General features: G+C 58.8%; 17 protein-coding genes, 1 tRNA gene and 3 pseudogenes. 7 read left to right on the forward strand and 14 right to left on the reverse strand.

Translation table 11 applies throughout. The annotated features are described in order from the left end of the window. Window positions 1-195: 195 nt before the first annotated feature. The 3 genes and pseudogenes from P6U16_RS00685 to gpt form a co-directional block, all read right to left on the reverse strand. Window positions 196-4,004, reverse strand: a pseudogene (locus tag P6U16_RS00685) (vitamin B12-dependent ribonucleotide reductase). Between the two features lie 636 nt (window positions 4,005-4,640). After that, window positions 4,641-5,225: a hypothetical protein gene (locus P6U16_RS00690; RefSeq protein WP_277702236.1), complete on the reverse strand. Its 585-nt coding sequence runs from the start codon at window positions 5,223-5,225 to the stop codon at window positions 4,641-4,643. A gap of 162 nt (window positions 5,226-5,387) precedes the next feature. Continuing rightward, on the reverse strand, window positions 5,388-5,885 hold the full coding sequence (gene gpt / locus P6U16_RS00695) for a xanthine phosphoribosyltransferase (protein WP_277702237.1): 498 nt from the start codon (window positions 5,883-5,885) through the stop codon (window positions 5,388-5,390). A 259-nt stretch (window positions 5,886-6,144) separates the two neighbouring features. Between gpt and P6U16_RS00700 the strand changes: the two genes are divergently transcribed. Then, a tRNA-Leu gene (locus P6U16_RS00700) sits at window positions 6,145-6,229 on the forward strand. A 25-nt stretch (window positions 6,230-6,254) separates the two neighbouring features. On the opposite strand, the gene P6U16_RS00705 is transcribed toward P6U16_RS00700, so the two are convergent. Together P6U16_RS00705 and wrbA are read right to left on the reverse strand one after the other, a co-directional pair. Further along, window positions 6,255-6,518 (reverse strand): DUF2188 domain-containing protein, encoded by a 264-nt coding sequence (locus P6U16_RS00705; RefSeq protein ID WP_277702238.1) that lies wholly within the window; start codon window positions 6,516-6,518, stop codon window positions 6,255-6,257. A 376-nt stretch (window positions 6,519-6,894) separates the two neighbouring features. Next, window positions 6,895-7,494, reverse strand: a complete 600-nt coding sequence (gene wrbA / locus P6U16_RS00710; protein ID WP_277703952.1) for an NAD(P)H:quinone oxidoreductase type IV — start codon at window positions 7,492-7,494, stop codon at window positions 6,895-6,897. Window positions 7,495-7,663: 169 nt separating this feature from the next. Between wrbA and P6U16_RS00715 the strand changes: the two are divergent. Continuing rightward, window positions 7,664-8,429, forward strand: a pseudogene (locus P6U16_RS00715) (competence/damage-inducible protein A). Here P6U16_RS00715 and P6U16_RS00720 read toward each other — a convergent pair. Next, window positions 8,426-9,120, reverse strand: a pseudogene (locus tag P6U16_RS00720) (HAD family hydrolase). The pseudogenes P6U16_RS00715 and P6U16_RS00720 overlap by 4 nt on opposite strands. Before the next feature lie 10 nt (window positions 9,121-9,130). Then, the gene (locus P6U16_RS00725; RefSeq protein WP_277702239.1) at window positions 9,131-9,730 is read right to left on the reverse strand and encodes a hypothetical protein; all 600 of its coding nucleotides are present in this window, start codon (window positions 9,728-9,730) and stop codon (window positions 9,131-9,133) included. Between the two features lie 204 nt (window positions 9,731-9,934). Between P6U16_RS00725 and ilvA the strand changes: the two genes are divergently transcribed. Together ilvA and P6U16_RS00735 are read left to right on the forward strand one after the other, a co-directional pair. Continuing rightward, a complete protein-coding gene (ilvA, locus tag P6U16_RS00730) occupies window positions 9,935-11,185 on the forward strand; it encodes a threonine ammonia-lyase (protein ID WP_277703953.1) in 1,251 nt (416 codons plus the stop codon). Between the two features lie 231 nt (window positions 11,186-11,416). After that, a complete protein-coding gene (locus tag P6U16_RS00735; RefSeq protein ID WP_277702240.1) occupies window positions 11,417-11,734 on the forward strand; it encodes an HlyU family transcriptional regulator in 318 nt (105 codons plus the stop codon). A gap of 62 nt (window positions 11,735-11,796) precedes the next feature. On the opposite strand, the gene P6U16_RS00740 is transcribed toward P6U16_RS00735, so the two are convergent. Beyond that, window positions 11,797-13,752 carry a bifunctional 2',3'-cyclic-nucleotide 2'-phosphodiesterase/3'-nucleotidase gene (locus tag P6U16_RS00740; RefSeq protein WP_277703954.1) on the reverse strand — a complete coding sequence of 652 codons (1,956 nt, stop codon included), beginning with the start codon at window positions 13,750-13,752 and terminating at the stop codon, window positions 11,797-11,799. 289 nt (window positions 13,753-14,041) lie between these two features. On the opposite strand from P6U16_RS00740, the gene P6U16_RS00745 reads away from it, so the two are divergent. Further along, entirely contained in the window at window positions 14,042-15,292 is a 1,251-nt protein-coding gene (locus tag P6U16_RS00745; protein WP_277702241.1) for a GGDEF domain-containing protein, read from the forward strand. Window positions 15,293-15,314: 22 nt separating this feature from the next. Here the strand turns inward: P6U16_RS00745 and P6U16_RS00750 are convergent, their stop codons facing one another. Next, window positions 15,315-15,773 (reverse strand): Lrp/AsnC family transcriptional regulator, encoded by a 459-nt coding sequence (locus P6U16_RS00750; protein ID WP_277702242.1) that lies wholly within the window; start codon window positions 15,771-15,773, stop codon window positions 15,315-15,317. Between the two features lie 154 nt (window positions 15,774-15,927). Here P6U16_RS00750 and ald point away from each other — a divergent pair, with 154 nt between their 5' ends. Next, window positions 15,928-17,046 (forward strand): alanine dehydrogenase, encoded by a 1,119-nt coding sequence (gene ald, locus P6U16_RS00755; RefSeq protein WP_277702243.1) that lies wholly within the window; start codon window positions 15,928-15,930, stop codon window positions 17,044-17,046. A 15-nt stretch (window positions 17,047-17,061) separates the two neighbouring features. Here ald and P6U16_RS00760 read toward each other — a convergent pair whose 3' ends face one another. The 5 genes from P6U16_RS00760 to P6U16_RS00780 form a co-directional block, all read right to left on the reverse strand. Beyond that, window positions 17,062-17,571, reverse strand: a complete 510-nt coding sequence (locus P6U16_RS00760) for a DUF1203 domain-containing protein (RefSeq protein WP_277702244.1) — start codon at window positions 17,569-17,571, stop codon at window positions 17,062-17,064. An 85-nt stretch (window positions 17,572-17,656) separates the two neighbouring features. Continuing rightward, on the reverse strand, window positions 17,657-18,217 hold the full coding sequence (locus tag P6U16_RS00765; protein ID WP_277703955.1) for a GNAT family N-acetyltransferase: 561 nt from the start codon (window positions 18,215-18,217) through the stop codon (window positions 17,657-17,659). A gap of 11 nt (window positions 18,218-18,228) precedes the next feature. Beyond that, entirely contained in the window at window positions 18,229-19,083 is an 855-nt protein-coding gene (gene sseA / locus P6U16_RS00770; protein ID WP_277702245.1) for a 3-mercaptopyruvate sulfurtransferase, read from the reverse strand. A gap of 14 nt (window positions 19,084-19,097) precedes the next feature. Next, window positions 19,098-19,838, reverse strand: a complete 741-nt coding sequence (locus P6U16_RS00775; RefSeq protein ID WP_277703956.1) for an alanyl-tRNA editing protein — start codon at window positions 19,836-19,838, stop codon at window positions 19,098-19,100. Window positions 19,839-19,851: 13 nt separating this feature from the next. After that, complete coding sequence (locus tag P6U16_RS00780) at window positions 19,852-20,892, reverse strand: cysteine synthase A (protein WP_277702246.1); 1,041 nt, start codon at window positions 20,890-20,892, stop codon at window positions 19,852-19,854. 323 nt (window positions 20,893-21,215) lie between these two features. Here P6U16_RS00780 and P6U16_RS00785 point away from each other — a divergent pair, with 323 nt between their 5' ends. Continuing rightward, the gene (locus P6U16_RS00785) at window positions 21,216-21,869 is read left to right on the forward strand and encodes a ChrR family anti-sigma-E factor (RefSeq protein WP_277702247.1); all 654 of its coding nucleotides are present in this window, start codon (window positions 21,216-21,218) and stop codon (window positions 21,867-21,869) included. The last annotated feature ends 45 nt before the right edge of the window (window positions 21,870-21,914 follow it).

Raw genomic sequence — 21,914 nt, forward strand, 5'->3', positions numbered from 1 at the left:
GACAAGCCTGCCCGGGCTTTTTGAGTTGTTGGTGAGGCTGACCTGTTTTTTCTAGGTCTACTCTTGCCTCACTTTGGCCTCCTTTGAACGGTGCGACTTACGCCTCACGCTTGCCTGGCCTGGATTCGTCCAATCAAACTTGGCCTGGGCATTTCATCGTTGGATTAGACATAAGTCATAGTTATTCACAGGATTTTACGAGCACCCACTCGTCGCACCACACGTGTCGCACTTCTCGCAGGTCCCGTTCCGGACCATCGTGAAGTTCTGGCATTCGCCGCACATATTGCCGGTATAGCCCTAGTGCGATCGAGCGGATGCGGCGTTCGGCTTCGAGCTTCTTGGCGTCCGACTTGGCAGCGGCGGCTTCTGCCGCGGCCTTGTCGGAGAAGAGGGCGGTGATTTCGCTTTCAGCTTCTTCGACGATTTCCTCCGCCAGTTCGACGGCGCGTTCCTCGTAATCGCGCTTGAAGGCGACGATTTCGGAGGTGGCGATCGAGACGGCGGTGACCGTTTCGAGCTTGCGGGCCGCATTGCCGGAAAACGCGGTGACATTGGCGCCGCCGGAGGCCTTGGCGGGAGCAGCCGTTGCTGCACCCTTTGGCTCGCCGGAGGTGCGGTCGACCTGGCCGCCCTGGATCAGGGTCGGCTTGTGGCCACGGGTCCAGCCCGTCGAGAGCAGGTTGGTCTTGCCTTCCTGGATGCCCTTGCCGAGTGCCGTGTTGGAGAAGTCGGACGTATCGACATGGGCGAGGTCGTGGCGGTTGAGGTAGGAGACGGCAAGTTCGCGGAACACGTAGTCGAGGATCGACGTGGCGTTCTTGATCGCGTCATTGCCCTGAACCATGCCGGCCGGCTCGAACTTGGTGAAGGTGAAGGCCTCGACATATTCTTCCAGCGGCACGCCATATTGCAGGCCGAGCGAAATCGCGATGGCGAAGTTGTTCATCATCGCCCGGAAGGCAGCGCCTTCCTTGTGCATGTCGATGAAGATCTCGCCGATGCGGCCGTCGCCGAATTCGCCGGTGCGCAGATAGACCTTGTGTCCACCGACGATCGCCTTCTGGGTATAGCCCTGGCGGCGGTTCGGCAGCTTTTCACGCTCGCGGGTGACCCGCTCGATGACACGTTCGATGATCTTCTCGGTGACGGTGACGGCCTGGGCAGCTGCCGGGGCTGCCAGGAAATCCTCCATCGCATCCTCGTCCTCGTCATCCTCGATCAGCGAGGAATTGAGCGGCTGCGACAGTTTCGAGCCATCGCGGTAGAGCGCGTTGGCCTTAAGCGCCAGTTTCCAGGAGAGCATGTAGGCTGCGCCGCATTCTTCGACGGTGGCGTCGTTCGGCATGTTGATGGTCTTCGAGATCGCGCCCGAGATGAACGGCTGGGCGGCGGCCATCATGCGGATGTGGCTTTCGACCGAGAGATAACGCTTGCCGATCTTGCCGCAGGGGTTGGCGCAATCGAAGACGGGCAGGTGTTCGGCCTTGAGGAACGGCGCGCCTTCAAGCGTCATCGCACCGCAGACATGCACATTGGCCGCCTCAACGTCCTTCTTCGAGAAACCGATGTGCTCGAGCAGGCTGAAGCTCATGTCGGCAAGCTGCTCGTCGCTGACCTTCAGCGTGTTTTTCAGGAAATCAAGGCCGAGCGTCCACTGGTTGAAGACGAACTTGATGTCGAAGGCAGCCTTGGTGGCGCCGTTGATCGCCTCGATCTTGTCGTCGGTAAAGCCCTTGGCCTTCAGCGAGCCGGGGTTGATGGCCGGTGCCTGGTTGATATTGCCATGACCGACCGCATAGGCCTCGATTTCGGCAATCTGGCTCTCGGAATAGCCGAGCGTGCGCAGGGCTTCCGGAACGGCGCGGTTGATGATCTTGAAGTAACCGCCGCCGGCGAGCTTCTTGAATTTTACCAGCGCGAAATCGGGCTCGATGCCGGTCGTGTCGCAATCCATGACGAGGCCGATCATACCTGTCGGTGCGATGACGGAGACCTGAGCATTGCGGTAGCCGTGCTTTTCGCCGAGTTCCAGCGCCTTGTCCCAGGCGGCCGTGGCATGGGCAACGAGATCCTGATCCGGGCATTCTGCGTGGATGAGGGCAACCGGATTGACCGACAGGCCTTCATAGCCTTGGGTTTCGCCATGCGCAGCGCGGCGATGGTTGCGGATGACCCGCAGCATCGATTCGCGGTTCGGCTTGAAGCCCGGGAACGGGCCGAGCTTGGCTGAGATTTCGGCCGAGGTCGCATAGGAGACGCCGGTCATGATCGCGGTGAGGGCGCCGGCAATGGCCCGGCCTTCGGTCAGAATCATAGGGGATGCCCGACGACATCAGGAAACCGCCGATATTGGCATAGCCGAGACCGAGCGTGCGGTATTCATAGGAGCGCTCGGCGATTTCCTTGGATGGAAACTGCGCCATCATCACGGAGATTTCGAGAACCAGCGTCCACAGGCGCACGGCATGCTCGTAATCGGCAATGTCGATGTTCTTGGTCGTCGCATCCTTGAACTGCAGCAGGTTCAGCGAGGCAAGGTTGCAGGCCGTGTCATCGAGGAACATGTATTCCGAGCAGGGGTTGGATGCGCGGATCGGACCTGCGGCCGGCGAGGTGTGCCAGTCGTTCATGGTCGTGTTGAAGTGCAGGCCCGGATCGGCGGATGCCCAGGCGGCATGGGAAATCTGTTCCCAGAGGTCGCGGGCCTTCAGCGTCTTCATCACCTTGCCGTCCTTGCGGGCGGTGAGGTTCCAGGTGCCGTCGGCTTCGACGGCGCGCAAAAAGTCGTCCTTCAGCGAGACGGAATTGTTGGAGTTCTGGCCCGACACGGTGAGATAGGCTTCCGAATCCCAGTCGGTGTCATAGGTCTTGAACTCGATGTCCTTGTAACCCTGCTTGGCAAACTGGATGACGCGCTTGACGTAGTTTTCCGGAACCTGGTCCTTCTTGGCGGCCTTGATCTCGCGCTTGAGGGCAGGGTTCTGCTTGGGATCGTAGCAGGCATCATTATCGGCGGTGCAATTGATGCAGGCCTTCATGATCGCCGTCAGGTGCTTGGCGACGATCTTCGAGCCGGTCACAAGGGCAGCGACCTTCTGCTCTTCCTTGACCTTCCAGTTGATGTAGGCCTCGATATCCGGGTGGTCGATGTCAACGACGACCATCTTGGCGGCGCGGCGCGTGGTGCCGCCCGACTTGATGGCACCGGCAGCCCGGTCGCCGATCTTCAGGAACGACATCAGGCCCGACGACTTGCCGCCGCCCGAAAGTTTTTCGCCTTCACCGCGCAGATAGGAGAAGTTGGAGCCGGTGCCGGAGCCGTACTTGAACAGGCGCGCTTCGCGAACCCACAGGTCCATGATGCCGCCTTCGTTGACGAGATCGTCACCAACAGACTGGATGAAGCAGGCATGCGGCTGCGGATGTTCGTAGGACGATTTGGACTTCACCAGCTTGTTGGTGAAGGGGTCGACATAGAAGTGGCCCTGGCCGGGGCCGTCAATGCCATAGGCCCAGTGCAGGCCGGTGTTGAACCACTGCGGCGAATTCGGGGCGACGCGCTGGGTGGCGAGCATGTAGGCGAGCTCGTCGCGGAAGGCGAGCGCATCTTCTTCGGACGCAAAATAGTTGCCCTTCCAGCCCCAATAGGTCCAGGTGCCGGCCAGACGATCGAAAACCTGACGGGCATCGGTTTCGGAACCGTACTGCTCTTCCTTCGGCAGATCCTTCATGGCGGCAAGATCGGCCTCTGAGCGCCACAGCCAGGACGGAACGGAATTTTCCTCGACCTTCTTCAGGCGAGCGGGAACGCCGGCCTTGCGAAAATATTTCTGCGCCAGAATATCGGCGGCGACCTGAGAAAACTGCGCGGGAACATCGATATCCGCGAGGCGAAACACAATCGAGCCATCGGGATTCTTGATCTCGCTGATGGCCTTGCGGAACTCAATCTGCGCATAGGCCGACTGGCCGGCCTGGGTGAAACGACGTTCGATCTGCATAGTCCCGTAATCCTTTGTTTGCCGCGTCCCTGGCGCCGTGGCGCAGGGCAAAATTGTCCCCGACCGGCCGCGCAGGGAGGATGCGCAGCCAGCTTCAGTTTCCACATATGTGGGGAAACCCGGTCCCGGGTTACCCTGTATCTTGTGCTGATTTTGGCTGCAAACACTAAATATAGTATTAACAACTTCTTTACGCCAGCTTTTTGTGACGCATGGGGCGAGAGAAATATCGCAAAAAATCGCCATCGCGACCGGCGGATCATCCACCAGGGCCGCCTGAACACCAGACGAAAGTTTGAAACAAACCGGCCTCGTAACTTTCCCGGTCTCGCCGCCGCCGCAACGTAGAAATCATTAACCGCATCCCACCCGATTCCGTCAAGGGGTGGTTTGTGAAGGAATTGCGAACACCAGATATAGTGTGTGGCGCTTGTGGAAAACGGGGACAGCGGGCAAAACAAGCAAAATCAGGTGCTTGGCGGCAGCGATGAGTTCTCGCCATAAATTCGAACCGAAAAATCCGACATTTTGCAGGTAAAAATCCGCAGGATTAGCGAGACCTACAATCTTGCGGATGGTCAGGGGACGGAAACTGTGGGTGGCCCTAAACGATTCGCGCGGGGTTCGACTGTCCCGCTATAGGGCGTCGAGATTGATGCCGACGGTGATCGAGCCGATGGGCTGACCGGTGCGGGGATCGGAAATCGTCATGCTGGCCTGCGACTGCAGCATCTGGGTCGATTCATCCTTCTCCCCCTTGTCGATGAACAGCACGCCGGCACCGACCAAGAAGGTTTGCTGCCACTTGGCTTCATCGCCCTGCCAGTAGTCGGACGTGGTCTCGCTCTCACCGACAGTCAGCCCCTTGGCGTCGATCACGAAAATTTCCGTAATCACCCCATCGGACTGCGCCTGCTTATCCCTCAGGAATTGCGAAAGGGGGTTCGACAGAACGGACTCGATCAGCGGTCTGTGCGTTCTGCCAAACTCTAAGCGCCACTGGGCATCGAGGTCGGAAACGGCGTTTTGAGTCAGATGGGCGTGCAGATCGTTCTGGTCCTTGAGGGCGCCAATGATCAACGGGTCGGCGATCCAGGGGCGCACGCGGGCCTCGACATAGTCTCTGACCGGTTCGACATGAATGGCCTCTTGCGCCGAAGCGGAACTCGCCGCTGAAAATAGCAACCCCAGACCGAGCAGGGCAGAAGCCTCGCGGCGCATTGATGTTTCCTTTTCCCCATCGGGTGGCCACGCTATTCAGCGCCATAGCGTCTCTCTTGCGTGGAGATCGCAGTGTTGGCGGCAACCTACCGTATAAATCCCCGAAACCAAATCGATCGACCGATTAATTGTGCGGCTGGGATGCAGGGAAAGACGGTGTGATCAGCCCCGGGTACCTTTGGCGATCGGCTCCTGATAGGTGAAGCCCATGTCCCAGGGAAAATAGATCCACGTATCCTGGCTCACTTCCGTGACGAAGGTATCGACCATAGGTCGCCCCATCGGCTTGGCATAGACAGCGGCGAAATGTGCATTCGGCAGCATTTCCCGAACAATGGCTGCCGTCTTGCCCGTATCGGTGAGATCATCGACGATGAGGATGTCACGGCCGCCATCGGCCTTCAGTTCCTCAGAGATGCCCTTGATAACGACCATTTTTCCCTGCTCGACGTAATCGTGATAGGACGCCACGCAGACTGTTTCGATCAGGCGGATGCCAAGCTCGCGACAAATGATGGCCGCCGGCACCAAGCCTCCGCGCGTGATGCAGACCATCGCCTTCCACTCGCGCCCTTCGCCGGCCAGTCTCCAGGCGAGCGCACGGGCGTCGCGATGGAACTGATCCCAGGATACGGGAAAGGCTTTTTCGGGAAGGGACATGCGCGCAGCTCCAGCTTATCATCAGCGTTTAGGCCAAGGCGTACTTGATGATCTAGCGTGCGCCCCGAATTTCTGCTTTAGCGGCAATCGCCGGCGGTTTGCAAGCCTCTCGGCAATCAGGAGTGGGGCAGACAGTGTTCAGTCGCTTGCACAGAAACGCTTGCCGGCGGGTGCTAAACGCCCGGCCCATCGCGTCTCGTCGCTAAACTGCGAAACACGTCTTGACCAACGCCCGAGAACTTGTTGAAAGACAAGCCATGCGGACGTGGCGAAACTGGTAGACGCAAGAGACTTAAAATCTCTCGGAGAGATCTGTACGGGTTCGATCCCCGTCGTCCGCACCACTCAATCTATGGCATCCTGGGAATACTACTGTTGAGCAGCGTTTAGATAACGGTCTTCGACGACCGCTTCGGGACGATCGCCGCCATCCGCGTGCTCAAAATGCCAGGCGCCTGTCTGATCCTGGAAGCTGATTTCCTCGTCATCGCCGCCGACCTGTTGTTCGGCCGCAGCAGCCTTAGCGGCAGCAAGCGCAATGTCTCGCGTGGGGAAACTTTCGGAAAACACATCCGTGAGCTTGTAGGCCCATCCGCCATCATGCGGCACGATTGTGTAGACGATTTTCGACATAGTCTTCTCCCTTCGAGTGTCCGTTGCTCCGGACTGATTAAGCCATCAGGAACGGGCTTGATACGCATCCGGTTCCCCAGCGAATTTTTCGTTTCGAGTGTCCTGTCATGGTTTTCGTAGCGGCATAGTAACATGAAACAGGGATAGCGCCCTCCAGAATTCCACCTGGTTAAGCTCAAGCCAATTTTCAAGTGCAGCTTCGCGCTGCTCCGTTGACCGGCACCGCGATAGAGTTGCGTTGGGAGAAAGGCGATCACGCGGCGGGTGAAGGGAAGTTGCCAAACCGCTCCGCAAGTCTTTCAACGGGCTGCACCAGAAAAACAAAGGGCGGCCAATAGGCCGCCCTGCAAATGGAGTCGTTTCGATAAATCGCTTGTCAGGCCGATAGCTTGGCCGCGATCTTGGCGACGTGGGCGCCCTGATAACGGGCGGCCTCGAGTTCGATCTCGGATGGCTGGCGCGAGCCGTCGCCACCGGTGATCGTCGAGGCACCATAGGGCGAGCCACCCTTGACTTCATCGACGCCCATCTGGCCCTGGAAGGCGTAGGGCAGGCCGACGACGACCATGCCGTGGTGCATCAGGGTAGGGATAAAGCCAAGAATGGTCGTTTCCTGGCCGCCGTGCTGGGTCGCGGACGAGGTGAACACCGAACCGACCTTGCCGACCAGTGCGCCCTGCATCCACAGGCCGCCGGTCTGATCGACGAAGCTGCGCATCTGCGATGCGACCGTGCCATAGCGGGTACCGGCGCCGAAGATGATGGCGTCATAATCACCCAATTCGCCCGGGGTCGCGATCGGCGCTGCCTGGTCGAGCTTGAAATGCTGGGCCTTCGCCACATCTTCTGGAACAAGTTCCGGCACGCGCTTGACCGTGACGTCCGCTCCGACCGACTTTGCCCCTTCCGCCACGGCGTATGCCATGGTTTCGATATGCCCGTATGCCGAATAATAGAGAACCAGTACCTTGGCCATCATGATCTCCTTGTTTGAAGTCCGGCAATTCCGCTTGATTGCCCATGAACTTAGGATTTAACAGTTTCAGAGCCGACTGCCAGAAGCGAACGGGACGACAGACTGTTCGACAGGAATTGACAGTGACATTTTTTCGTTGAACGATCCAAGGCCTCTCACAGGATTTCCCATGACACATGATACGATCGTGACCGCAGCGATGCTCGCCATCGGCGACGAACTTCTGTCCGGACGGACGAAGGACAAGAACATCGGGCATCTGGCGGATGTTCTGACGCTGGCGGCCATCGACCTGAAAGAGGTGCGAGATCGTTGCCGACGACGAGGCGGCCATCGTCGCGGCGCTGAACAGCCTGCGCGGACAGTATGACTACGTCTTTACCTCCGGCGGGATCGGCCCGACACATGACGATATCACTGCGGACGCGGTGTCGCGCGCCTTTGGCGTGGAATGCGTGCATGATCCACTGGCGATGGAGCTTCTGGCCGCGATGTACGAGCGGCGGGGGATGGAATTTACCGAGGCCCGCCGGCGCATGGCGCGCATGCCCAACGGTTCGCGCCATATCCCGAACGCCGTCTCGACCGCGCCCGGGTTCATCATCGGCAATGTTCATGTCATGGCCGGCGTGCCGCAGGTCTTCCAGGCCATGCTGAACGCCATCCTGCCGGAGCTGAAAACCGGGACGGCGGTGCTGTCACGATCGGTGCTGTCACCTTTTGGCGAAGGCGATATCGGCGGACCGCTGACACTGGTGCAGAAGGCGCATCCCGAGACCAGTATCGGCTCCTATCCGAAATTCGATGGCAAGAATTTCTCGACCGACATCGTCATCCGGGCGCGTGACGAAACCGTGCTTGCAGCAGCCGAGGCCGCGGTAGCAATGATGATCGCTGATATTACGGCAGCCAAGGCGGAGAAGAATCCGGTCTAGCCGATTGCCTCCAGAAGCGGCGGAAGTCCGCCGAGATCGGCGATCTCGTGAAAGCGCGGGTGATTTTCCGGCCTGTCGGCATGTTCGAACGACCATGTCAGCGCATGCGGTACATAAACACCCCAGCTGCCGGCCTCAAGCGCCGGCAGAACGTCGGACTTCAGGGAATTGCCCACCATCAGGCTTTTTGCAGGTCCGTCACCATGGCGGGCAAAGACCTTGGCATAGGTCGCGACCGTCTTGTCGCTGACGATCTCGATCGCATCAAAAAATCACCAAGGCCGGAGGCCGCCAGCTTGCGTTCCTGATCGAACAGATCTCCCTTTGTGATGAGGACCAGCCGATAGCGACCCGCGAGCGCTTCCAACGTTTCGGATACATTTGCGAGGGTTTCCAGCGGATGGCCGAGCATGTCGCGACCGGCCTCCAGAATGCCCGAGATGACGGCGCCGGGTGCCTTGCCGTCGGTCACCTCCAGCGCAGTTTCGATCATCGACAAGGTAAAACCCTTGATGCCGAAACCGTAGAGGGCGAGGTTGCGCTTCTGGGCGGACAGCAGCCGCTTCGGCAGGTCCACGCCTGCATGGTCCTTCAATAGGTCGAGAAATCGTGCTTGCGTCAACTGGTAGAATTGCTCGTTCTGCCAAAGCGTATCATCGGCATCGAAACCGATCGTGGTCACGTTCTGCACGAGCCCGCGCCTATTTTTCTGCGATCTTGAACGGCTGGTCGATGCTGGTGGTCTTGCCGCTGTTCACGTCGTTGAAGTGGAAGCGCAGGATATAGTCGCCGGCCGGTGCACCGCTGACGTCGATGGTCAGCGTCGAATAGATCTCCTGATTGCGGAAAAATCCGGTGAAGGTGAAATCACCGAACGCCTTCTGCCCGGCAAGCACATCACCGGCCGGATTTAATATGTCGAAATCGACGGTGAAATGCGTCGCGATCTTGCCCTGAACCGGCGATTGTTTCCAGCTCAGACCCACGGGCTCGACATAGGAGATCAGCGATTCACCCGGTTTGAAGACCGGTTCCTCCTTGGGCTCGTACATCGCATAGCCTGCGGGATCGGATTTAACGAAAACCGCCTTGCCGAGTGAAAAGGGCAGGGATTCAGAAAAATCGCTGATCGCCCGGCGCATGACATCATGGGCGCCGATGGCATCGCCGCTTGCCGCAAGTCCCTCAGCCTTGGCCGCCGCCTCTGCGAGGGGACCGGCCAAGGTCTGACCGGTCAGTTCGAAAATCGAGAGTACCGCCAATGCCGCGCCAGCGGCCAGTCCCAGTCGATGCCGTGCCATGATCTTGTTTCCCCCACGCTCCCAAACTCTTTGAAAGATTTCTGTATTTTCGGCGGCGAGTCAAGGCGAGAGAGGCCAAACGCCCCTTGCGGCAATGAAACGAATCAAGATTCCGATACTCCGGTTTCAGGGGCGTGCAGTGGCATCCACAACACCAATGTGTCATAGGGGCGCAAAGAAATTTGCATGAAAGCCGGACCGGACATGAACCGCCAAGACGTCGATACTGCAGCCGAGGCGCTGCGCAGCCTTTTCCCGGCAACACCGCTACAGCTGAACGAACATCTGAGCGCCCGCTACAACGCCTCGATCTACCTGAAGCGGGAAGATCTTTCACCGGTTCGATCCTACAAGATTCGCGGCGCTTTCAACTTCTTCCGTAAGGTGATTGCCGCGGGCGGGACCGGCAAGACCTTTGTCTGCGCCTCGGCCGGCAATCATGCGCAGGGATTTGCCTTCGTCTGCCGCCATTTCGGCGTACCGGGCGTAGTCTTCATGCCGGTGACAACGCCACAGCAGAAAATCGACAAGACGCGCATGTTCGGCGGCGCGTTCATCACCATCAAGCTGTTCGGCGACTTCTTCGACCAGTGCTACAAGGCAGCGCAGGAACATGTTGAACAGATTGATGGTTTCATGGTTCCACCTTTTGACCATGCCGACATTATCGAGGGGCAGGCGACCGTTGCCGCAGAGATGATGGAGCAGTTGCCAGACGGTGTACTGCCGGATCTCGTCGTGCTGCCGGTTGGCGGCGGCGGGCTTTCGGCCGGCGTGACCGCTTATTTCAAGGGCCATGTCGACCCGACAGCCTTCCTGTTTTGCGAACCCGCGGGGGCGCCGAGCCTGAAGCGAAGCCTCGAAGCAGGCGCACAGGTGACGCTCGATCAGGTCGATAATTTCGTCGATGGCGCCGCCGTTGCCCGGATCGGTGACCTTAATTTCGAGGCGCTGCAAAGCTTCTCGTCTGATCAGGTCATGCTGCTGCCTGAAAACGCGATCTGCGTCACGATCACCGACATGCTGAATGTCGAAGGCGTCGTGCTGGAGCCGGCCGGGGCTCTTGCCATTACCGCGCTTGATGCTCTGGGGCGTGAGAAACTCGAAGGCAAGACCGTGGTCGCTGTCGTCTCCGGCGGCAACTTCGATTTCGAACGCCTGCCCGACGTCAAAGAACGGGCGATGCGGCATCTCGGACTGAAGAAATACTTCATCCTGCGCATGGCGCAAAGGCCCGGCGCCCTGAAGGATTTTCTCAATATGCTCGGCGACGAGGACGATATTGCCCGCTTCGAATACCTCAAAAAATCGGCCCGCAATTTTGGTTCGATCCTGATCGGCATCGAAACAAAGAAGCCGGAGAATTTTCCACGGCTAAAGGCGGCCTTTGATGCAGCCGGTCTGCGGTACCAGGACATTACCGACAACGAAATCCTGTCCAATCTCGTTATATGATTAACTCATCTAAACAATGGCTTGCTGCGGAATTGTAATTCTTTTTGAGAGCCGACAACAATCAATCGCCGTCTCTTGTACAAGCGGCTGCTCCATCCGGAGCGCGGCGCTGATATGCGGCGGTCGGCGACAGTCTGGACACAAGGGCACAAGAGTCCGCCCCATATCACGCCTGTGGAGTTTCAAGAACTTGGTCTTTGACGGCGTCATTGACCATGGTAAGTCTGGTGCATGGCTTCATTCTTCTCAAAATTGTTCGGCTTGTCCGGTGGTGCGGCAAAGGAAGCGGAGGCGCTTCCCGGCAAGACGGAGACCTATGCCGATTGCCTGATCAAGGCCGCGCCGAAGCGCGAAGCCTCGCAATATCGCCTTGGCGGAATCATCGAGAAGCAAATCGACGGGCAGACGCGCATTCGCTCGTTCATCCGCGCCGACCTGTTCAGTTCAGAGCAGGATGCAACAGACGCCGCTTTTCGCAAGGCCAGACAGATTATCGACCAGCACGGTCCATCTTTGTTTGCAGATGATGCCCCGATGCGGCAGGTCTGAGGCGTTGCAGGCATGAGCGAAAAGGGCGGCCGATGAGCCGCCCAATCTGTTTTCAGGTGAATTCAAAGCGTGATCCTGAACCGCGCAAAGCCTTCAGTACCTTCACCAGCCTCCTCGATCTTGACGCCTTTGACGGCAGCCGCATAGCTCCTGGCCTTTGGACCGCTGTCAAAGATGACGGTGGTGCCGGCCAGCGGTACGAAGGTCCAGTTGGCATCGGCCGACGGGTTGATGGTGCCTTCGGCGATGATGTAGCGGACGATCACGTCGCGGTTGGTATCGGGTGCGACGAAGACAACCTTGTCGGCGCCGATTTCCGGGAAATTGCCGCCACCGCCAGCCCGATAGTTGTTTGTAGCGATAACGAATTTCTGATTTGGATCAATCGGCTTTCCGGAAAACTGAAGGTTCTGGATTCGGTTTGATCCTGCATTGATCTCCTTGCCGTCCTTGTCGTATTTCGGCGGCTGCGAGAGGTCGATGGCATAGGTGACGCCATCCATGACATCGAAATTATAGGATGGAAAGCTGTCGCTGAGCAGCACGGCATCCTTGGCGCCGGGTTTGACATGGTTGAACATGCCGGCCGACATTTCGAGCCAGTTCTTGACTTGGGCGCCGGTGATGACGACGGCCTGCACCGTGTTCGGGTAAAGATAAAGGTCGGCTACATTGCGTATAGCGATGTCGCCCGCGGGTACGTCGGTATAGTAGTCCGCACCGCCACGGCCGCCGGCCTTGAAGGGTGCGGCCGCGGACAGGATCGGCAAGTCCTTGTATTCGGTCTCCTTCAGCATGTCCTTGATGTACCAAGTCTGCGCCTGCGAGACGATCTGCACGGACGGATCATCGGCGACCAAGGCGAAATAGGACTGCAGCGGCGCGGCGGTCTTACCAACGGGCGTGCGGACATAGGCAAGCGTCGCGTCGTGCTCGGCCTGGGCTGCGGCCAGCACTTCTTTCTTGTCCCCGACATTGGCGACGACCTTCTTGTCTTCGCGATGATAGATCGGACGCGCCTCGCTGGTGGAGGAGACGACGCGCCAGGTTCCGCCGTCGCGCTCGAGTAGCAGATCGATCAGGCCGAGATGCGAGCCCCAGAAACCACCCATGACACCGGGCTTGCCGGAGACCAGCCCCTTGACGTTGTCGACACCGGCAACGCCCTCGAATTTCGGCCCCGGGAAATCGAGATGGCTGTGGCCGGTGACGATCGCGTCGATGCCCTCGATGGCGGCCAGCGGCACGGAGGCATTTTCGAGATTTTCTTCATAGGCCTGCTGACCGATGCCGGAGTGGGACAGGGCGACGACGATATCGGCGCCTTCCTCACGCATCTGCGGCACCCATGCCTGCGCCGCCTTGACGATGTCCCTTGTCATGGCCTTGCCTTCAAGGTTCTTGGCATCCCAGGTCATGATCTGCGGCGGCACGAAACCGATCAGGCCGATGCGGATCGGATGTTCTGCGCCGCTGCCATCCTTCACCTTGCGATCAAGGATAATGTAGGGCTTGAGGAAAAGCTCGTCCTCGCGGGCATTGCCGGCCAGCGTCCCCTTGGTCAGGTTTGCGCAGACCAGCGGGAAATTGGCGCCGTTCGTGACATTGAAGAGGAAATCGAGGCCGTAGTTGAATTCATGGTTGCCAAGCGTGCCGCAATCATAACCGAGCACATTCATCGCGGCGATCACCGGGTGCATGTCGCCTGCCTTCATGCCTCGTTGATAGGCAATATAGTCGCCCATCGGATTGCCCTGTAGGAAATCGCCATTGTCGACGAGGATCGAGTTGCTGGCCTCGGCGCGGATCGCATCGATGATCGAGGCGGTACGGGCAAGCCCCATCGTGTCGTTCGGCTTGTCGGCATAATAGTCATAGGGGAAGACGTTGACGTGCAGGTCCGTCGTTTCCATGATGCGCAGATGCGCCTGATTGGCGGCGGCGCGCGCCGAGAACGGATGCAGCAGGACCATTGCCGCGCCGGCGGACAGGCCGCCGATAAGCAAACGGCGGGACAGGGTGAGGGGCTGGACGGGTTGCTCATGACAATCACCTTTCGAACAATCTGACGCGACATTGGGTGGAGCGGTGGCTGCGATGTTGGCCAAGGAACATGTCCGCAGTGTGATGCCAGCCCCCCAGCGGGATCTCGATGATGGCTGATGTATCCGGCGGGGCAAGCCCCAGAATTTTGCGGGTGTCGTTTGCGGGCGATACTTCCGCCGCAGATTTAGCGATATGAACTATAAAGTTTTGTTCAAACTTGCAGGTTAGGACTACATTCATGCAATCCGAGTGACGCATTCAATGGCCAATCTATTTCTATTTCTAGGTGAAGCGCTCGTCTACGTGACGATCATGATCACTCTGCTCCATCTGCGTCACAGATTGGGCCTCGGCGTGTTCATTGCAGCGCTTGGCGTCATGCACTTTATCGAGACCTATCTGGCCGCTGTGTTCTATGTGCAATTGCCCTTTGGGGTCATCTCACCGGGCTCCGCCGTGCTGTTTTCCGGCAAGCTGATGATGATCCTGCTTCTTTACGTCAAGGAGGATGCTGCTACGGTGCGCCAGCCAATCTATGGCCTACTCGTCGGCAACTTTCTGACGGTGGCGCTTGGTTTCATCCTGCAACAGCATGAGACGGTGTCGATCGTACCGGGCCGCATCGCTGATCTTGCTTTCATCGACGAGATGGGCTGGCTCATGGTGTGGGGTACGCTGCTCCTTTATCTCGATTCGCTGCTCATCATCCTTCTATACGAGCGGTTAGGGCATCGGTTGCGACGGTTCATGACGTTGCGGTTCTTTCTCTGCGGCGCTCTCGTGCTCACCTTCGACCAAGCCGGTTTCTTTATCGCCTTGCACGCCATGAACGGTGCGCCGGCTGAAGTCTTCTGGGGCGGTTGGCTGGCGAAAATGGGTGCGGCGGCCTTTTATTCCGTTTTGCTCGGCGCCTATCTGCATTTCTCCAACCATACAGTGCTTGCCGTATCGCGGCGGCCGATCGGCGATATCTTCAACGACCTGACATTTCGCGAGCGCTATGAAGATCTGCTCTCGCGCTCGGGGCGCGACAGCCTGACAGGCACACTCGATCGCGGCCGGTTCGAGTTCGACGGGATACGATTGATCCGCAACGCCGTCGCGACGGGAACACCCGCCAGCCTAATGATCATCGATGCCGATCATTTCAAGAGCGTCAACGACCGCCTGGGGCATCCGGAAGGCGACCGCGTGCTGAAGGCCATCGTCAGCAGCATGAAGGCACATCTCAGACCCACAGACCATCTGTTCCGCTATGGTGGCGAGGAATTCGCCATTCTCAGCGAGGACCTTAATGCCGCGTTGGCGCTCCAGCATGCGGAAGACATCCGGGCAGGCGTCGAGGCCGTGGTCCGAACCAGCGATCAAGCTGTCGTCACCATCAGCATAGGCATCGCTTCGACACCGCAGGACGGCTCGACGCTGAAGGACCTTCTGTCGCGCGCCGACGCCATGCTCTACCAAGCCAAACGCAATGGCCGCAATCGCGTCGAAAGCGGTATTGCATCCTGATCTTTGCTTTGGGCACTGCGCTTTAGACGCCGACGTTGGGGCGGTCTATTATCTCTCGCAGGGAAAAGCTGGAATTGATCTTCACGACATGCGGCAGGGCCGATAGCCAGTCGCGGTGAATGCGCTCGTAGTCCTCGAGATCCTTGGCAGCGACGCGCAGGATGTAATCGTACTCGCCGGACATCAGGTAGCAGACCAGCACATTCGGACACAGCTTCACGGCAGCTTCGAATTCGGTCAGGGTCTTGGCAAACTGGCCGGAGAGTGAGATGTGCACGATAACCATGATGCGATAATCGAGCGCCTTATGCGACAATCTTGCATGATAGCCACTGATCACGCCGGTCTTTTCGAGAATATCGACACGCCGCGAACAGGCGGATGCCGACAAGCCGATCTTCTCTGCAAGTTCCGCGTTGGCGATGCGTCCGTTCTGCTGGAGAACACGCAGAATTGCAGCATCGATTGTATCCATCGGCATTGTTCGAAATTTCCTTCGAGGATTTGATGTTTTACGCAAGAATACGCGAAAAATTGCGCATTTCATATCTGTCTTTGCAAGGACATTCCATTCCGTTTCTGGTTGGCTAGCAATGTCGAGGAAAGCGGCTTTTGCCCAATGGAGAGGAACGCGCATGCGTATCGGTTGCCCGAAGGAAATCAAAAATCATGAATATCGTGTCGGCCTGACGCCGGGGGCGGTGCGCGAATATGTGGCGCACGGGCATGAGGTGATCGTCGAAACAAAGGCGGGTGCCGGGATCGGCGCGGATGACGACGCCTATCGTGGCGCCGGAGCGAAGATCGTCGCGACAGCCAAGGATGTGTTCGACAAGTCCGACATGATCGTCAAGGTCAAGGAACCCCAACCCTCCGAATGGGCGCAGCTCCGCGACGGCCAGATTCTCTACACCTACCTGCACCTGGCGCCGGATCCGGAACAGACCAAGGGCCTCATCGGCTCAGGCGTAACAGCGATTGCTTATGAAACAGTGACCGACGAGCGCGGCGGACTGCCGCTTCTGGCGCCGATGTCGGAGGTGGCCGGGCGGTTGGCGATCCAGGCGGGCGCCACGGCACTGCAAAAGGCCAATGGCGGTCGCGGCATTCTGCTTGGCGGCGTGCCCGGTGTGCTGCCGGCCAAGGTGACTGTCATCGGCGGCGGCGTTGTCGGGCTGCATTCGGCGCGCATGGCGGTCGGCCTCGGTGCCGACGTGACCATTCTCGACCGTTCCATTCCACGCCTGCGCCAACTCGACGATCTGTTCGCCGGACGCATCCACACCCGTTTCTCGACTATCGACGCGCTGGAAGAAGAAGTCTTCTCGGCCGATCTGGTCATCGGCGCCGTTCTCATTCCCGGTGCCGCCGCACCGAAGCTTGTCACGCGCGAAATGCTCTCCGGCATGAAGAAGGGCGCCGTCATCGTTGACGTCGCAATCGACCAGGGCGGATGCTTCGAGACCTCGCATGCCACCACCCATTCCGATCCGACTTACGAAGTCGATGGAGTGGTGCACTACTGCGTCGCCAACATGCCGGGCGCTGTGCCCGTCACGTCGGCGCAGGCTCTGAACAATGCGACGCTTTACTACGGCCTGCAGCTTGCGGACCGCGGTCTGAAAGCGATTGCCGAAGACCGGCACCTGCGCGCCGGTCTCAACGTTCACCGCGGCCGTGTGACCAACCGCGCCGTCGCAGATGCGCTTGGCTATGAAAGCTTTGCTCCGGAAATGGCGCTGAACGTCGCCTGACCAGATAAGTGATCCTTAGATGAAGGCGCCGCGATCTGCGTGATGCGGCGCCTTTCGTCTGTCTATGCGGCATTGGAAACAATTGTTGCGGGCGGAGCGCACATGCACATAGGCGATGTCCTCGCGGGACAGCAGTTCGTCCGCCCTGCCTGCGATGCGGGCCGTTTCGGTGACGGCACCCGTTCCATAGACGATCCGGTCATCGGCACCATAACCACGGAGGATGAAGTCTGGACTCGTTTCCAGAACGGGCGGCAGAATTTCGATTGCATCGTAGCGTGGGCACGGTTCGGCATGAAGAAAGATCGGGCCGGTCTCGGCATAGGGCTGCAGCGCCGGGAAGGGGCGATAGGCCAGGGTGAGATAAGCCTCTCCGTCGTCAATGTTGCGAAGGCAGTGGCGGCACGGTGTGCCGGCGCCCGTCGACCGGCTGACCTCTGGTTTCATCCCATAGGCATCTGGACCGCCGTTCCAGAGCTGTCGAGCGTCATTGGTCGGCATGGCGGTAAAAACGATGGTGGACATGGCAGGCTCCCGTAAATTGCTGCCATTAACCTGCAACCGCATTGCGACCGGCGACACCCGATTCTTGCCGGAGGTATAAAGCCGCTCAGAATAGCCCGGACAGCGCCGACAATTCCTTGTCGCTCAGCGGCAGCAGCGTGTCGTCTCGGGTTGAGACCGGAGAAAAACCGAAGCGCTGATAGAGTTGAAGCGCGCGCGGATGGTCGAGATTGTTGGTCGAGACTTTGACGACCTTTGGATTGTAGCTCCAGGCGGCATAGAGTGTCTGCAACAGAAACCATTTGCCAAGGCCAAGGCCGAGCGCATGCTCGAACATGCCGAAGTGGGAAAGTTCGACCGTATCCTCATCCAGCTGTAGCAACTCGAAGAAGCCGGCCGGTGCACCGTTGACGTAAATCACCGACACGGAATTGCGTTTGTCGTGCAAGGTCTTTGTCAGGGCCTCGTCATTGAGGCGCAGGCGATCGACCCAATGCCAGCGGCGGCCGACCTGCAGATACAGGAAACGATAGAAGGGCAACGGAATTTCCGGCACCCGCATGATCGCGGTCTGGATATTGATCGGGACAGGCAGGCTCTGCTTCGGCGGCGCCGTCATTTCCAGCTCGGTGATATGGACCGGAACAGGTTGGGGTGTCTTGCGCATGGCCATTCAGTTCATTCTTTCCCGGTAACGACAGCGGTGTCTTGCCTGCTGCCCCATTCAGACCAGGATCCATCGTAAAGCGTATTGTCCGCATGGCCAAGGGATTGCAGCGCCAGCGTGATGATTGCGGCGGTTACGCCGGAGCCGCAAGTTGTGACGACGGGCTTTGAAAGATCGATCCCGGCGGCCTCGATGGTTTTCCGCAACTCTTCGAGCGACTTCAATTTTCCGCCTTGCGAAAAAACGCCTGACGGCAGACTTTGGGCGCCCGGCATATGGCCGGAGCGCATGCCGGCTCGCGGTTCGGCTTCTTCGCCGGTAAATCGACCGGGGCCGCGTGCGTCGGCAATCTGACGTTCGCCGGAGGCGACGATGGCGGTCATCTCCTGGAAGCTGGTGACAGCCGCAGCGTTGAAGCTAGGGGTAAAGGGGACCGGCGAAGGCGCGGGGACGTCGGTCGTAACCGGGCGGCCGTCCGCCTTCCAGCCATCCATGCCGCCATCGAGAACGAAGACATTGCGCGCACCCATGGTGCGCAGGCTCCACCAGACGCGTGGCGCGGTGAAGATGCCGGGACCGTCATAGACGATGATTGTGTCCGTTTCCCGAACGCCGAGATCGCCGACCGATTTCGCGAAAAACTCCGGCGAGGGCAGGGTATGCGGCAGGCCACTGGAAAGATCGGCAACGGCATCCTGGTCAAAGAACACGGCGCCTGGAATATGCGCGGCAGCATATTCTGCCTTCGGATCCCGCTGCTGCGCCGGCAGATACCAGGAAGCATCAACGATCCGGATTCCCGGATCACCAAGCCGCTGCTCAAGCCAGTCGAGGGAAACAACGAACGCGCTGGTCGTATTGTTCATTGTGCGATCTCCAGTCAGAGGACGGCGGTTTCGGGTGTACCGAAACGGATCCGGAAGCGTCTATTTTCCTTGCCCTTCTTCTCGATCTTGGCAATGAAAATCGCACCGACTTCCTGGGTTTCGGAAACATGCGTGCCGCCGCAGGGTTGGCTGTCGATCAATGCGTTCTCGCCGATGCAGACGAGGCTGACCCGGCCCAGACCAATGGGCGGGCGCACGTTCTTCGACTTGACGATACCGGGATTGGCGATCAGTTCCGCGTCGGTGATCCACTGCAGATAGACCGGATGGTTGGCGTTGACGAGTGCCATAATGTCTGCGGTTACGCTGTCCTTGTCGATGGTTTCGCTCATGTCGAAATCGACCCGGCTTTCCTCCTCGCCCACGGCCGCTCCGGTGATCGGGTAGGAACAGACGACGGACAGCAGGTGGCAGGCCGTGTGCATGCGCATCAGGCGGTAGCGACGCTCCCAATCAACATGCAGCACGAGTTTTTCGCCGACGTCAGGTACCGGTTGCGCCTCCGCCGGGACATGGAGGATGATATCCTTGGTTTCGCCGTGGCGGGTACCGGAAATCTCGATACGGCTACCGTCGGCGCGCTCGAAAAAGCCGCTATCGCCCGGCTGGCCGCCGGACGTTGCATAAAAGCAGGTCTGATCGAGTTCCATGCTGCCGTCGTCAAAGACTGCCGTGACCACCGCTTCCGCTGTCGAGAGATAGAAATCGTCGCGAAAGAGGGCGGTCGTCGGCACTGTCATGATCATGCTATCCAGCGGGTTCGTATGGCACTGCGATGTCGGACGTCCTGCTCAACCATGTCGGAACCGGTAGCCCCTTGGAGGCGAGAAAGGCCGGGTTGAACAGTTTCGATTGATAGCGGTTACCATAGTCGCAAAGGATCGTCACGATGGTATGTCCGGGACCGAGATCTTTTGCCAGACGGATTGCGCCCGCGATGTTGATCCCGGAAGAGCCGCCAACGCAGATGCCTTCATGTTCAATCAGGTCGAAGACCAGCGGAATGGCCTCGGAATCCGGGATTTGATAGGCAAAATCAGGCGTGAAGCCTTCGAGATTTGCTGTGATCCGTCCCTGACCGATACCTTCGGTGATGGAACCACCAGCGGACTTGAGTTCGCCATGAGCGTAAAAGTTATAAAGCGCCGCCCCCTCCGGATCGGCCAGGCCAATCTTGATGGCCGGGTTCTTCGCCTTGAGGCCTTCTGCCACACCGGCCAGTGTGCCTCCGGAACCAACGGCGCAAATGAATCCGTCGACCTTGCCGTCCGTATCGCGCCAGATCTCCGGCGCCGTCGTTTCGACATGCGCATTGCGGTTGGCGACGTTGTCGAACTGGTTGGCCCAGATCGCCCCATTCGGTTCGCTCTTGGCCAGCTGCTCGGCAAGGCGGCCGGAAAGTTTCACGTAGTTGTTGGGATTGCGGTAGGGGACCGCCGGCACTTCGACGAGTTCAGCGCCCAGCAGCCGCAGCGCATCCTTCTTTTCCTGGCTTTGTGTTTCCGGAATAACGATCACGGTGCGATAGCCAAGAGCCTGAGCGACCAGGGCAAGGCCGATGCCGGTATTGCCAGCGGTGCCCTCGACGATGACACCGCCCGGACGCAACTGGCCGGTGCTTTCGGCGTGGCGAATGATCGACAGCGCTGCGCGATCCTTCACGGATTGGCCGGGGTTGAGGAATTCCGCCTTGCCGAGGATCGTGCACCCCGTCGCATCCGAAGCGCCCTTGAGGCGAATCAAAGGCGTGTTGCCGATGGCATCGAGAACGGAAGGCAATGCGGGCATGGAGAGAGACCTCTTGTTTCATGGCGGCTGGACCGACCGGAGTTCGATCCAGAGGCAAGCTATTTCAGCGATGAAGTGCCCGAGTGCAAGCGCCTTAGCGCAGGGGCTATCCATTCCTGATAGATTGCCGTGTTTTCGACTTGCCGACCATACAAAACAAGAAATACTGTTTTAACAGAACGCCTTCGCTGACAAAAATTCACCAGAATCCAGGGATGGGCACGTTTATTCGCCGGTGTGATCCAATTTTGGCGTAAAGTCGTAGGATGTAGCAGGCATACGAGGGCTGGGAACAGGCCGCGCGAAATAGGAATTTTCAGCCGATGGCAGGCGATAATTTGAATACGGTCGATGCACTGATTGCGCACTATGCCGCTGGCATTCTTCCTGAACCTGCGCGTGTGCTGGTTGCTGCGCATCTTGAACTCAAGGCCGACAATCGCCCCAAACTGGTTGCCTTTGAAGCGCTTGCGGGCGACCTTCTCGAAAAGATTGAGCCAGCGCCAATGGCGTCAAGGAACCTGCGTCTCGAGCAAATCTTCCTTTCTCGGGAAGACGAACGAAAGCCGATCCAAAGCAAACCGGCAAGACCGACAAATGCTCTTATGCCGCGCGCATTGTACGATTTTGTCGGCTTTGAGGCCGAAGACATCCCTTGGAAGACCAAACTTCCTGGTTTCAAGGAATATGTCGTCGGCGATTTTGATGGTTTCGAGGTCAGCTTCTTCTGGATCCGGCCGGGCCGCGCAGTCCCAGCCCATACTCACAAGGGATGCGAATTTTCTCTCGTACTCGATGGCGCCTTCAATGACGCGCGCGGACGCTATGGTCCGGGCGATATCTCCGTGGCCGATGACAGCGTCGATCACCGTCCGATCGCCGAAAAGGACCGTCCCTGCATTGGGTTTGCCGTGGTCGATGCGCCGCTGAAACTCACAGGTTCGCTTCGCCAGATGATCGGCGACCTGATCGGCTGAACGCCGGCTCTCCCCGGAACAATGCGTCTGTTGACGCGTCTTTCC

This window comes from Rhizobium sp. 32-5/1 (assembly GCF_029537235.1).
GTDB lineage: Bacteria > Pseudomonadota > Alphaproteobacteria > Rhizobiales > Rhizobiaceae > Pararhizobium.